11 protein-coding genes are annotated in these 13091 nt (G+C 71.3%); 5 read left to right on the top strand and 6 right to left on the bottom strand.

The genetic code is table 11. The annotated features are described in order from the left end of the window. The first annotated feature begins 45 nt into the window (after nucleotides 1-45). Both OG568_RS45755 and OG568_RS45750 read left to right on the top strand, forming a co-directional pair. On the top strand, nucleotides 46-1332 hold the full coding sequence (locus OG568_RS45755; protein WP_329535865.1) for a metal-dependent hydrolase family protein: 1287 nt from the start codon (nucleotides 46-48) through the stop codon (nucleotides 1330-1332). Further along, complete coding sequence (locus OG568_RS45750; protein WP_329535864.1) at nucleotides 1332-2915, top strand: AbgT family transporter; 1584 nt, start codon at nucleotides 1332-1334, stop codon at nucleotides 2913-2915. The genes OG568_RS45755 and OG568_RS45750 overlap by 1 nt, the downstream gene beginning before the upstream one ends. Nucleotides 2916-2948: 33 nt before the next feature. Here the strand turns inward: OG568_RS45750 and OG568_RS45745 are convergent, their stop codons facing one another. The 3 genes from OG568_RS45745 to OG568_RS45735 form a co-directional block, all read right to left on the bottom strand. Next, complete coding sequence (locus OG568_RS45745) at nucleotides 2949-3389, bottom strand: pyridoxamine 5'-phosphate oxidase family protein (protein WP_266579329.1); 441 nt, start codon at nucleotides 3387-3389, stop codon at nucleotides 2949-2951. A gap of 94 nt (nucleotides 3390-3483) precedes the next feature. Then, a complete protein-coding gene (locus OG568_RS45740; protein WP_266579331.1) occupies nucleotides 3484-4170 on the bottom strand; it encodes a helix-turn-helix domain-containing protein in 687 nt (228 codons plus the stop codon). 20 nt (nucleotides 4171-4190) lie between these two features. Further along, entirely contained in the window at nucleotides 4191-5261 is a 1071-nt protein-coding gene (locus tag OG568_RS45735) for a zinc-dependent alcohol dehydrogenase family protein (protein ID WP_266579333.1), read from the bottom strand. Between the two features lie 315 nt (nucleotides 5262-5576). Between OG568_RS45735 and OG568_RS45730 the strand changes: the two genes are divergently transcribed. After that, on the top strand, nucleotides 5577-6167 hold the full coding sequence (locus tag OG568_RS45730) for an Rv1733c family protein (RefSeq protein WP_329535863.1): 591 nt from the start codon (nucleotides 5577-5579) through the stop codon (nucleotides 6165-6167). Between the two features lie 75 nt (nucleotides 6168-6242). On the opposite strand, the gene OG568_RS45725 is transcribed toward OG568_RS45730, so the two are convergent. Beyond that, nucleotides 6243-7151, bottom strand: a complete 909-nt coding sequence (locus OG568_RS45725; protein ID WP_329535862.1) for a universal stress protein — start codon at nucleotides 7149-7151, stop codon at nucleotides 6243-6245. Between the two features lie 199 nt (nucleotides 7152-7350). Here OG568_RS45725 and OG568_RS45720 point away from each other — a divergent pair, with 199 nt between their 5' ends. Both OG568_RS45720 and OG568_RS45715 read left to right on the top strand, forming a co-directional pair. After that, the gene (locus OG568_RS45720) at nucleotides 7351-7815 is read left to right on the top strand and encodes a cyclic nucleotide-binding domain-containing protein (protein ID WP_329536625.1); all 465 of its coding nucleotides are present in this window, start codon (nucleotides 7351-7353) and stop codon (nucleotides 7813-7815) included. Nucleotides 7816-8023: 208 nt separating this feature from the next. Continuing rightward, nucleotides 8024-8725 carry a response regulator transcription factor gene (locus OG568_RS45715; RefSeq protein ID WP_329535861.1) on the top strand — a complete coding sequence of 234 codons (702 nt, stop codon included), beginning with the start codon at nucleotides 8024-8026 and terminating at the stop codon, nucleotides 8723-8725. A gap of 28 nt (nucleotides 8726-8753) precedes the next feature. On the opposite strand, the gene OG568_RS45710 is transcribed toward OG568_RS45715, so the two are convergent. Both OG568_RS45710 and OG568_RS45705 read right to left on the bottom strand, forming a co-directional pair. Further along, the gene (locus tag OG568_RS45710; RefSeq protein ID WP_329535860.1) at nucleotides 8754-10499 is read right to left on the bottom strand and encodes a sensor histidine kinase; all 1746 of its coding nucleotides are present in this window, start codon (nucleotides 10497-10499) and stop codon (nucleotides 8754-8756) included. A 182-nt stretch (nucleotides 10500-10681) separates the two neighbouring features. Continuing rightward, nucleotides 10682-13066, bottom strand: coding sequence for a glycoside hydrolase family 65 protein (locus OG568_RS45705; RefSeq protein ID WP_329535859.1), 2385 nt, complete (start codon nucleotides 13064-13066; stop codon nucleotides 10682-10684). Nucleotides 13067-13091 lie beyond the last annotated feature (25 nt).

The raw sequence follows: 13091 nt of genomic DNA, 5'->3' as shown, positions 1-13091 counted from the left end.
CTCCCTTCGCCTGTCCTTGATATCGGAGGAGTGATTCCGCCCGCCATGACGGATGCCCGAACACAAGAGATCACCAGGACCGCTCTGCGTGTCCACAACGCCCGGCTCATCGACGGCACGGGGGCAGCGCCCGTGGACAACGCCGTCGTCGTCGCCGACCCCGACGGAACCATCGTCTACGCGGGACCCGCCGCCACGGCGCCGGAGGTGCCGGAGGACCCCGCCTCGGTACGGACCGTCGACGCCGGTGGCCGCAGCGTACTGCCCGGCTTCTTCGACTGCCACGTGCACCTCGCCTACGCGCACGGGGCGCACCCCGGGCGCCGTGCCGAGCTCGACCCGGTCCTGGTCACCCTGGACACGGCCACCCGGATGCGGCAGACCCTCGACGCCGGGATCACCCACGCCCGTGACCTGGCCGGTCTGTCCGCGGGCTATCGCACGGCCGTCGAGACCGGCCGGATCGTAGGTCCGCGGCTGCACACGGCCGTCCGCGTCATCAGCCACACCGGCGGTCACGCCGATGTGCGCCTCCCGGACGGCACCGACCTGAGCGCGGGCATGTCGGAGATCGCGGACACCGCCGACGAGGCCCGCCTCGCGGTGCGCCGAGTGCTGCGCGAGGGCGCCGACGTGGTGAAGATCTGCGCCACGGGTGGCATGGGCAGCCCCTACGACCAGCCCGACGACGAGGGCCTGCTGGAGGAGGAGATCCGTGCCGTCGTCGACGAGGCGCGCCGCCACGGCGGCAAGCCGGTCGCCGCACACGCCCAGGGCAACGCCGGGATCCTCAACGCCCTCCGCGGAGGTGTCACCAGCATCGAGCACGGCTACGGCATCGACGAGCGGGCCCTGGACCTGGCGGGCGAGCGCGGCGTCTTCGTCGTGCCCACGCTGTCCACCGTGTACGCGGGCATCAACAAGGCCACGATGCCGGACTACCACTACCAGAAGAAGATCCGCTGGTCCGGCATCACCAAGGAGAACATCGCCCGCGCCATCGAGTACGGTGCCCGCATCGCGCTCGGCACCGACGCCGCCGTCGGCCCGCACGGCGTGAACCTGATGGAACTGAGCTATTTGGTGGATCTGGGCATGGACCCCATGGCGGCCATCGTCGCCGGCACCCGCACCTCCGCCGAACTCCTCGGCGTCGCCGACCGGTTCGGCACGCTCACCGCAGGCCGCACCGCGGACCTCATCGTCTGCGACGGCGATCCGCTCAAGGACATCGTCATCCTCGGTGATCCCGCCAACGTCGTCTGCGTCATCCAGGACGGCATCGTCCGCAAGGACCTGCTGCGGGCGGCTCCGACAGGAAGGCGGCTCTGATGTCCGCAGTGACCGGCCTCCCCACCCCGGACAGCAAGTCCCCGGACGCCGAGCGGCCCGCCGGCCTCGACCGGATGCTCTCCCTGATCGAGCGGGCGGGCAACGCCCTGCCCAACCCGATCGTCCTGTTCGCCGGGCTCTTCGTCCTCCTGGGCCTGGTCTCCACCGCCCTCGCCCTCGGCGACGTCTCCGTCGCCGTCCCCGGCACCCATGACACCAAGCCGGTCACCGGGCTGTTCACCGGTGAGGGGCTGCGCTGGCTGGTGGAGAACCTGATCCCCAACTTCGCGACGTTCCCGCCGATCGGTGCCGTGCTGGTCCTGATCATGGTGGTCGGACTCGCGGAGAAGACCGGCCTGCTGGAGACCGCGATGCGGGCCACCCTCGCCCGGGTGCCGCGTGCCGTGCTCCCGTACGCGGTGGCGCTCATCGCCAGCCAGGCGCACATGATGAGCGACGTGGGCGCCATCGTCCTGCCGCCCTTGGCGGCCCTGGTGTTCAAGAGCGCCGGACGCCATCCCGTCGCCGGTCTCATCGGCGCCTTCGCGTGCGTCACCGCGGGCTACGCCGCCGGATTCACCGTCGGCTCGCTCGACGCCCTCTACGTCGGCATCACCCAGCAGGCCGCCTCGGTACTCCCGGCCGCCCAGGGGCTCCACATCCATCTGCTCATCAACTACTTCTTCACCGCCTCGACCAGCATCGTGCTCGCCCTCCTCGGCGGATTCCTCATCAGCCGCGTCCTGGAACCGCGTCTCAGCCCCTACCAGGACACGGACCAGCCGGTCGTGGGAGAGGACCGGCAGGAGGAACTCGCCCTCACCCCGGTACAGCGCCGGGGACTGCTGGCCACCGGCATCGTCGTCGTTCTGTATCTGGGTGCGGTCCTCGCCCTGTGGCTGCCGCCGGGCGCGCCGCTGCGCGGTGAGGGCGGGGCGTTCGTGCCCTCACCGCTGCTCAGCGGCGTCGTCCCGGTCCTGTTCGGCGCGTTCCTGCTGGCGGGACTGACCTACGGGTTCACGGTCAAGACGCTCACCGGCACCGAGGACGTGGTCACGGCCGTGACCGACTCGGTGAAGAACATGTCCGGCTACATCGTGATGATGTTCGTCGCCGCCCAGGTCATCGCGCTCTTCAACTGGTCGAACCTCGGAGTGCTGCTGGCCGTGAAGGCCGCCGCGCTCTTCGACTCCGTCGGCGTGACCGGCTTCTGGGCGATCCTCGCCTTCGTCCTGCTGGCGTCCTGCCTCAACCTCTTCGTCGTCTCCGGCTCGGCCCTGTGGTCCCTGGTCGGGCCCGTGTTCATCCCGGCGTTCATGCTGATGGGCATGAGCCCCGCCCTCAGCCAGGCCGCCTTCCGCATCGGCGACTCCGCGACGGGCGCCATCACACCGATGAACCCCTATCTCTTCCTCATCCTGGCGATGCTGCGCCAGTACGAGCCGGAGGCCAGGCTCGGCACGCTCATCTCCCGGCTCGCCATCTTCGTCGTGCCGTTCCTGGTGGTGTGGTTGGCGATCCTGGGGATCTTCTACGGATTCGATCTACCCCTCGGACCCGGTGCCCACATCGGCCTCAAGTGATGTCCGGCGCACCGGTGCGGGCGGCGGAGCCGCTCAGGAGGAGAGGTCGACGCCGTAGACCGTGTGCCCTCCGACGAGTTGGCGGCCGGTCACCAACTCGGGCTCGATGCGGATGAAGACCTCCTTGGGCGATGCCACCCATGAGCGCGGTCCGGTCCGGGTCAGCCGGCCGTGCTCGACGGGATCGGTCACCACCGCCGCGCGGCCGGTGACCACGACACTCCAGCCGGAGTGCGCCGCCGCATCCACCTCGTCCGCCTCGAAGGCGATCACCACGCCGTCGACCGCGGCGGCCAGTTCCGAGTCGGCGGACGTACGCATCAGTACCGCGGAGTCGATGTCCAGGCAGAAGTTGACCGGCAGGACGGCGGGCAGGGCATGGCGCGTGTGGACGACGCGGCCGATCGGTGTCCGCTCCAGCAGACGCAGGCACTCCTGGCGGTCGAGTTCACGGAAGCCGTCGTTGGGATTCATCACCGGGTTCGACTTTCACGGGGGTGGTGGCGCCTTTCGGTCCGGGGCGGCCTGGGAGCGGCCGCCCTTCGGTGCCCGCGACCGGCCCATCAGGTCACCGCACCGCGATCCGGCGCCCGGTGATCTCGGCGGGCTCGAGGCGCACCCATACGTCGCGCTCGCCACCCGCCCATGGACCGCTGTACGCGAGCTCCGTCAGCCGCCGTACGGCGTCGGGGTCCGTCACGGCCCGGGCGAAGCCACGGATGAGCACGCTCCACCCTTGGCTGAGTGCCTCGTCGATGTGGTCGACCTCGAAGGCGACGTGCGCCCCGACGGCTGTGGCGGGCACGGCGTCAGGTGCCGTCCTGAACAGGACCGCACCGTCGATCACGGTGTAGTTCAGGGGGACGATGGTCGGTCCGTCGGGGGTGTCCATCGCGATCCTGCCGACGCCGTGCCTGGAGAGCCGGGTACGGCACTCCTCGGCACCCAGTTCGACCAGCTCGGGGTGGCCGGCGGCCCGGCCGATGCCGGCCGGCAGATCGGCGTCGCCTCCGCGCAGGGCCGCCACGCTCGTGCCCAACACGTCCGCGAGCCGGATGAGGACGGCGGTCCCGGGCATCGCGGTGGACTGCTCCTCCAGGTAGCGGACGTAGCCCGGAGCAGTGCCCGCCCGGGAAGCCGTCTCCTCCCGGGTCAGTCCCATTTCCTCGCGTCGCTGAGCGATCCGACGCCCGATGTCGCCCCGTGCGCTGTCCGCGGCGGTGGGCGCGGCGTTCGGCGGTGTCTGTTCGCACATGGCCGTTCACTTCCTCCCGTTCAAGGCGTCCTGACCGTCAGGGCGTCGTGCTGCGGCTCGCCCAGGACGACCTTGAGCGCGCCGGTGTCCGCGGCCCGCGCGAAGATCTCGTACGCCTCCTCCATCGCGTCCAGCGGGAAGATGTGGGTGACCAGGTAGGACGTGGGGAGCTGCCCGGCGGCCATCATGCGCAGCAGGGTGGGCGTGGAGTACGTGTCGACCAGGCCGGTGGTGATCGTCACGTTCTTGGTCCACAGGTCTTCGAGCCGGAGTGTCGCGGGCTTGCCGTGCACGCCGACGTTGGCCACGTGTCCGCCGGGCCGCACCATGCGCGTACACGCCTCGAAGCTCGCCGGCACCCCCACCGCCTCGATGGCCACGTCGGCCCCCAGCCCCTCGGTGAGGTCGGCGACCAACTGCTCCGCCTCCTCCCCCGCCGAGGCCACCGCGTCGGCGCCGAAGCGCTTGGCGGCATCGAGCCTGGCCGGGGCCGGATCCACGGCGATGATCCTCTGAGGGGTGTAGAGCCGTGCCGTGGCGATCGCGGCGAGCCCGATGGGCCCCGCTCCGACCACGACGACGGTGTCCGCGGGCAGTACCCGCCCGTTCAGCACGCCCACCTCATAGGCCGTGGGGAAGACGTCGGCCAACAGCACGGCGTCCTTGCTGTCCACCGCCCCGGGCAGCGGATACGTCGACAGATCGGCATACGGGACGCGGACGTACTCGGCCTGTGTGCCGTTGATCAAATGGCCGAGGATCCAGCCCCCGCCCCCGCGGCACTGCCCGTACGTGCCTTCCCGGCAGTAGCGGCAGCGGCCGCACGCCGTGATGCACGAGACCAGGACACGATCACCGGGGCGGACCGAGCGGACGTCACCGCCCGCTTCGACGACCTCCCCGACGGCCTCGTGTCCGAGCACCGTTCCGGGGCGCACCTCCGGTACGTCGCCCTTGAGGATGTGCAGGTCGGTTCCGCAGATCGTGACGGCGTCGACGCGGACGATCGCGTCGGTGGCATCCTGGATACCGGGGTCCGCGACGTCCTCCCACGCGGACTCTCCGGAACCGTGGAACACGAGTGCTTTCATGACGACCCCTTTCTGGGCCTGGCGGACACCGGTGGCGGGGGACGACGGTCTGCGAGCGCCCCCATCCGCGCCACCACCCCTCCTCGTCGGCCTCAACGGCTCCGAGGGCGGTGGGACGCCGCTGCGCGGCCTCCTCACGCACGGGTTGGCCTTGTATGTCCAGCCTGAGCGCGACGACTGTCGCCCGCTTGGGCCGATCGGTCCCCATTGCGGGACCGGGCGGGGCCGTGATGCCGTCTGGTCGGCCCCTGCCGCCGCGCGTTTCCCGGCGGCACCGTCCAGTCCAGGACGACGATGAGGAGGAGGTGCGGTCGGATGCGCGGGACCAAGCGTGTGAGGCAGCTGCTCTGGCGGTGGCGGAGCAACCCCCTGCGACGGCACGACGACGTCGTCGAGGCCTGGATCGTGCTGGTCGTCTGGCTGGTCATCGCGATCGGCGGCACCCTGACCGGCCTGTTGACGGCCCATGCCGCCGACGCGTCCTTCGCGCGGCTTCGGCACGAGCGGCACGCGGTCCGGGCGGTCGTTGTGGCGACCACCGCGCCGACGTCGGGGGTGGGCATCGAGGCGGGGACGCCCTACGACCGCGTCCGGGCGACGGTCCGTTGGACGGCGACGGACGGCTCGACCCATACCGGCCGGGCCCTGGTGGACTACGGCCACCGGGCCGGCTCGAAGGTCGTCGTCTGGCTGAACAGCAAGGAGCAGCCCACCACGCAGCCGCCGACCGCGTCCGCGGCGGCCGCCGAGGCGGCCTGTCTCGGTACCGCGGCCGCGGTCGCCTTCGGCGGCCTGGCCTTCGCCGCCGGGCGCCTCACGCAGTGGCGGCTCGACCAGCGGCGCTACGACCAGTGGGGGCGTGAGTGGGACCAGGTCGGACCGCAGTGGCGGCGCAAGACCACGTGAGGCACAACGACCGCGCGGGGGCCGCCCTCGGAGTCGTACACGTATCTGGTCGTCGCTCACATCCTCCGAGGCGGTTCAGACATGCGGGACGACCGCGACGGGGCAGGGCGCGTGGTGCAGTACGGCGTGTGCGACGGAGCCGAGGTGGGTGCCGAGCCCGGTCTCCCGCACCCGTCGGCCCACCACGAGGAGGGCCGCGCCGGCCGAGGCGTGGATCAGCTCGCCGGCCGCACGGCCTTCGGCGACGGTCTCGGTCACGGCGACCTCGGGGAACTTCTCGGACCAGGGGCGCAGCGCCGCGGTCACGGCGCGCTCGTGCTCGGCGAGCAGCGCGGGGCCGTTCACCGGGCCGAGCCTGTCCACCGCCGCGTAGGCGGGCGGCGCGCTGAAGGCATGGACCACGCGGAGCGGGGCGGCACGGCGTCGGGCGGCGTCGAAGGCGAACCCGATGAGTTCGTCGCAGGGCCGGTCCGTGTCGAGGCCGACCACGACATCGCGGTACGGGGTCTCGGGTATCTCCTCGGGGGAGATTCCGTCCACCGCCGAGAAGTGCTCGTCGGCGGTGCACTCCCCCGCCCGCACCAGCACCACGGGGCGCGGTGACCTGGCGACCACTCGTTGTGACACCGACCCGGTCAGGAACCCCGCGACGCCGCTGATCCCACGGGAGCCGAGGACCAGCAGATCGGCCTCTTCGGCCGCCGCGAGCAGGGCCCCGACCGGTGCGTCGGCGGCCGAGTGGGTGATGACCCGCAGGCCGCTGTGCGCGGCGCGCACGCTGTCCGATGCCTGGGTCAGCATGTCCTCGGCCCAGGACCGCTGCGACATGTCCGCGGGCACGGTCGGAGCCGGCCGCGGCTGCCAGTCCCAGGCATGCACCAGGCGCAGCGCCGTACCTCGGCGCACGGCTTCCCTGGCCGCCCAGTGCGCGGCGGCCAGGCCTTCGGGAGAACCGTCGATCCCCGCGGCGACGTGTCGAAGCATGGTCCGCACCTCCTGCGCGCATGCCGGTGGATTCCTCCACTCCCTCTCGATCCTGATACCGGGCCGAGCTCGGGTGCAGGGGCCGGGCAGGCCCTTCCGGGGGCCCTTCGGCCCATGGCGGAAGCGGGGCCCGGAGAAGAGATTGGAGACGGCAGGGGTCGCGCTCCTGGAAGAGGAGCTCGAGGAAGAGGACACGATCATGAACGCTTCCACCGCTTCCAGCATGCTGCGGGTCCTGCCCGCCGAGCACGGCGAACGGCTGATGCACATCGCCCGGGAGGTGTCGTTCCCCCAGGGAACCCGCCTGATCGAGGAGGGCCGGCGAGCGGACCGGTTCTGGATCATCCGTACCGGCACGGTGGCCCTCGACATGCGCGTGCCCGGCCGCCGCGCGGCCGTCATCGAGACCCTCGGGCACAGTGAACTCGTCGGCTGGTCCTGGCTGTTCGGACCGCACACCTGGCACCTGGGCGCCGAAGCCATGAGCCCGGTGCGCGCGTACGAGTTCGACGCCGAAGTCGTCCGCGCCATGTGCCAGGCCGATCCGGCGCTGGGAATGGCCGTGAGCCAGTGGGTGGGAGACACGGTCGCCCACCGTCTGCGGTCGGCCAGGACCCGGCTGTTGGACATGTACGCGCCCTACGGCAGCGGAAGTCTTCGCTGACCACGTCGCCGATCCACCGAGGGGCGGACGTGGAGTTCGAGCTCAGGGGCTCGACCCGCGGACCGGAGCAGCGAGCGGGGGCGGATACGAAGACCGCGCCCAAGTGGGGCCGGTCGGCCCTGGTGCGGTCGGCCCCGGAAGGTGATGATCGTCGTCAAAGCGAGCTCGTGGTCCACAGTCCGCCGCTGAAACCGAACAAGGGGTCGTCATGGCCGAGGCGCGCACCTTCACGGAACAGAACCCCATCCGGGTCTTCCTGCTGGACGACCATGAGGTGGTGCGCCGCGGTCTGACCGATCTCCTGGACGCCGAGCCGGACATCTCGGTGGTCGGCGACGCGGGCAGCGTCGAGCACGCGCTGGTGCGCGGCCCGGCGCTGCGACCGCACGTGGCCGTCCTGGACGTACGGCTGCCGGACGGCGACGGGATCAGCGTCTGCCGGGAGCTGCGCAGCCAGATGCCGGAACTGGCCTGTCTGATGCTGACGTCCTTCGACGACGAGGAGGCCCTGCTCGACGCGATCATGGCAGGAGCTTCCGGTTATGTGCTCAAGCAGATCAAGGGCTCCGACCTGGTCGCGGCGGTCCGCACGGTGGCCTCCGGTCAGTCGATGCTGGACCCCACGACGACGGCCCGGTTGATGCGGTCCCTGCGCGCGGACCCCACCGAGGCCCCGGCACTCGCTCCCGAGCTCGCCAGTCTCTCGCCCCGTGAGCGCGACATCCTCGCGCTCATCGGGGACGGGCTCACCAACCGTGAGATCGGCAGGAAGCTCTATCTGTCCGAGAAGACGGTGAAGAACCACATCTCGCGGCTGCTGGCCAAGCTCGGCGTCCAGCGCAGGGTCCAGGCGGCGGTGCTGGCCAGCCAGCTCGAACACCCCGACACCGCCGACCACCAGACCCGCTGACCGTTGCCCCGTTGCTTCCGGGGGCCCTTCAGGGGCGCGTGGAACCACGCGACGCGCCCACCGGTACCCGCCACACCAGCCGCGTACCCCCGCCCTCGGGCCGTTCGCCGAGGGTCAACGCACCGCCGAGGGAGACGGCCCGCTCCTCCATGTTCTTCAGCCCGCTGCGCTGGACGTCACCGGACATCCCGCAGCCGTCGTCCGTCACCGTGAGCGTCAACTCGCCCGCGGCGCACTGGAGTCGGACGTCCACGGCGTGCGCTCCGGAGTGCCGGGCCGCGTTGCTCAGCGCCTCGCTGAGCACCGCGACGGCGTGGTCGGCGATCTCGGCGGGGACATCGGTCTCGACGAGCCCCTCGATCCGCAGCGCGGGCGGGAACCCGAACGACGTGGTCGAGGACGTGACCGCCTCGGAGACCCGGGCACGGAGGCCGCTGCGCTCCCTGCCGCCTCCGTCGTGCGTCCGCAGGCCGAAGATCGTGGACCGGATGATCTTGATGGTGTCGTCGAGGTCGTCGACGGTCCGCGTCAGGCGCTCCATGCCCTCGGCGTGTTCCATGAAGCGCTGGGCGCTCTGCAGTGTCATGCCGGCCGCGAAGAGCCGCTGAATGGCGAGGTCGTGCAGGTCCCGGGCGATGCGGTCGCGGTCCTTGAGCAGCGCGATCTGTTCCGCGTCCCGCCGTCGCTCGGCAAGCTCCAGCGCCAGTGCGGCCTGGTCGGCGAACCCGAGCAGCGGTCCCGTGTCCACATCGCCGAAGGGTGTACCGCCCTGGACCCGCCCGAGCAGCAGCACACCCCGGGCCTTCCCGCTGATGCCGAGCGGCACCGCTACGACGGGTCCGAGCCCGGCCCACTGGGCCACGCCCTCTCCTGCGCGGGGGTCGTGTTCGATGTCGGCGCTGACCACCGGCTCCGCGGAGCTCAGCGCGGCTCCGACAAAGCCTCCTCTGGCCGACATCACCAGGCCGCGGCGCTCCTCCGCGCCGAGCCCGACGGCCAGCGCGGGCCGCAGCGCCTCCTCGCCCGGCACGCTCTCCGCGATCATTCCCATGTCCGCGGAGACGATCTTCCGGGCCTCGTCGACGATCAGCTCCAGCACCTCCGCCCCCGGCGCGCCGGTGAGCAGGACGCTGGTGACCTTCCCGCTGGCCCGCTGCCAGCGTTCGCGGAGCCTGGTCTCCTCGTAGAGTCGCGCGTTCTCGATGGCGACCCCGGCGGCCACGGCCAGCGTCGACAGGACGGACTCGTCCTCCGCGTCGAACTCTCTCTCGCTGCGCTTCTGGGTCAGATACAGGTTTCCGAACACCTCGTCGCGCACCCGGATGGGTACGCCGAGGAAGGAGTGCATCGGCGGGTGGTGGGCGGGAAAGCCGTACGACTCGGGGTGCTCGGAGAGCTCCGGCAGCCTCAGGGGCGCCGGATGCCGGATCAGCTCGCCCAGGAGCCCGTGTCCGCTGGGCAGCGCCCCGATCTCGGACCGTAGCTCCTCGTCGATGCCGACGGTGATGAACGCGGACAGCTTCTGGTCGCCGCCGATCACGCCCAGGGCCCCGTACTCGGCGTCCACCAGGACGACGGCGGCCTCGACGATGCTGCGCAGCACCTGCGGCAGGTCCAGCTCCCGTCCGACCGACAGGACGGCCTCCAGCAGGCTGTGCAGGCGGTCCCGAGTGCCACGGACGGCGTCGATGCGCACCTGGAGCTCGCCGAGCAGTTCGTCGAGCCGAAGCCTGGGCAGATGCTGCTCGGGTACCGCGGGTGTGTCCGCGCCCATCGCTTCCTCCGGCCCATCAAGCGGACAAGGCCGCGCACCAGTTCGCCTGCCCTCACGGTACTGCCTGGGATGCCCCGGCAGCGCCGCACACCACCCGACCAGGGGAGTCCTGAACGTGGTTCAGGCCATCGGTCGAGCTCGTCGGCGCTGAACACGGTGACGTCGTCCGCGGGACCGTCCGGTCACCGGTCCGGCAGGGTGAGGGCGCAGGATTCCCCGGGCGCCAAGGACACGGTGCGGTCCGCGAGGGCGACGTCGATCGGGTCCTGGTCGGACGGGGGCACGGTCATCGTCAACCGGTCCGCCGTCAGGCGCAGTCGTACCCCACGATGGCCGCGGTAGCGGATGGCGAAGCCGTACTCGGACAACTCCGGAAGCGGCACCGGATCGAGCCGCAGCGCGCCGCCCCGGGTCTCCAGACCGGTCAGACAGCGCTGGACGAGATCGAGGGTGCCGGCCATGGCGCCGAGGTGGATGCCCTCCCCCGTGGTGCCGCCCTGCAGATCGGCGATGTCCCCGGCCAGGGCCTCGTGCACGAACGTCCACGCGTCGGCGCGCCGCGCCCGGGCCAGCACCCACCCGTGCACCAGGCTGCTCAGTGTCGAGCCGTGACTCGTGCGGCTCAGGTAGTGGTCGACGGTGCGCCGCCACAGCGTGTCGTCCACCTCGTGCCCGAGTCTGCGGAAGAGGCCGCCGAGCTCGGCGGGCGAGAAGAGGTAGCCCAGCATCAGGACGTCCGCCTGTTTGGAGGCCTGGTAGCGGTTGACGCTGTCGCCCTCGGCCTCCAGGATCCGGTCGAGCCGCCGGATGTCACCGTACCGTGCCCGGTAACCGTCCCAGTCCAGCTCCTCCAGTGCGTGATAGCCCTCGAACTGGCTGATCACCCCGGCGTGAAAGGGCACGTACAGCTTCCGGGAGACCTCCTGCCAGCCGTCGAGTTCGGCCGCGTCGAGGCCGGTGCGCTCGCAGAGGTCGCGGCGCGGCAGGTCGGGCAGGTCGTACAGGACGTCGAGGGTGCGGGCGAGCACCCAGGCCGCGGTGACGTTCGTGTACGCGTTGTCGTCGAGTCCGGGCCGCTCGGCGCCGGGGTAGGCGTCGTGGTACTCGTCGGGGCCCATGACGCCGCGGATCCGGTACCGGCCGAGCGTCCCGTCGTACGCCGCGAGACCGGCCCAGAAGCGGGCGATCTGTACGAGCATCTCGACGCCTTTGGTGTGCAGGAACTCGGTGTCGCCGCTCGCCTCGCAGTACTGCCACACGTTGTACGCGATCGCCGAACCGACGTGGTGCTGGAGCCGCGAGTGATCGGGCAGCCAGCGCCCGGAGCGCGGATTGAGGTGCAGTTGCTGGGTCTCCTCCCTGCCGTCGCTGCCGCTCTGCCACGGATACATCGCACCGGCGTGCCCGGCGTCGAGTGCGGCCCGGCAGGCCTGCTCGAGACGGCGGTGGCGGTAGGTGAGCAGGGCGCGGGAGACCTCTGGGAAGTGCAGGTTGAGGTACGGCAGGACGAACAGCTCGTCCCAGAAGACGTGCCCGCGGTAGGCCTCCCCGTGCAGACCGCGCGCCGGGACACCGACGTCCAGCTCCGCGGTGTGCGGGGAGAGCGTCTGGAGCAGGTGGAACAGGTGCAGCCGCAGCACCGGGCCCGCACTGTCAGGCACGTCCAACTCGGCGTTGTTCCACAGCTGTTGCCAGGCCGTGCGGTGGGAGTCCAGCAGGGTCGCGAAGTCCGGGGCGCGGCCGACCCGGTCCAGGGCGGCGTGCGCGGGGTCCTTGATGGCCGCGTCGTGGGAGGTGTGCAGGGCGACGGTCTTGTCGACCGTGACCGTCCGGCCGTCGGTCAGGGAGAGCCGCAGGAGCTGCGCCGCCCGCCCGTCCTCGGGTGCGTCCACGGTCCGGGCGGGCACGTCGGCGGCCGTGCGGGCCGCCAGGCCGATCCTGATGTCGGAGGCGCTCGTCCGGCACTCCAGCCAGACCGTGTCCGGTGCCGCGGTGCCGGTGCGGACGTCCGCGAGGTGCCGGGAGGCGAGGGAACGGTAACGCTCCACTCCGGTGTTGGCGACCGTCCCGTCGAGCGCGGTCTCGATCTCGACCTCCCCGGACCAGCCTTGAGCCGTCAACTCCGTGCGCAGCGCGGCGAGATGAGGGTCGGCCATGTGAACAAGCCGCACCTGCCGTACGGCGAGGCAACGGCCCTCCTCAGCCTCGTACCGCAGGGTACGTTCCAGGACGCCCGCGCGCAGGTCCAGGTTCTGGCGGTGGTCGAGAGGCTTGTGGGTGTCGGGCGTGAGCCAGGTCCCGGAGGCGGTACGGAGCCTGAGCGGCAGCCAGTTGGGGAGGTTGACCATGTCCTCGTTCTCGACCCGGCGTCCGGCCACCTCCGAGGTGAGCCTGTTGTAACAGCCAGCCGCGTACGTGCCCGGGTAGTGGACGGAGTCCGCCGCGCACTCGGGAGCCGCGCCCCGGGTGGCGAAGTAGCCGTTCCCGAGGGTGCACAGCGCTTCGCGCAGCCGCTCCTGCGCGGGTTCGTAACCCTCGTACGTCCAGGACCAGTCGTGTTCCTTCATTCCTCCTCCTCTTCGGGAGTGGATG

Origin of the sequence: Streptomyces sp. NBC_01450, from assembly GCF_036227505.1 — a bacterium.
Lineage (GTDB): Bacteria > Actinomycetota > Actinomycetes > Streptomycetales > Streptomycetaceae > Streptomyces.
Note: the sequence above shows the minus strand (reverse complement) of the source record. Positions and strands in the feature narration are given on the sequence as shown.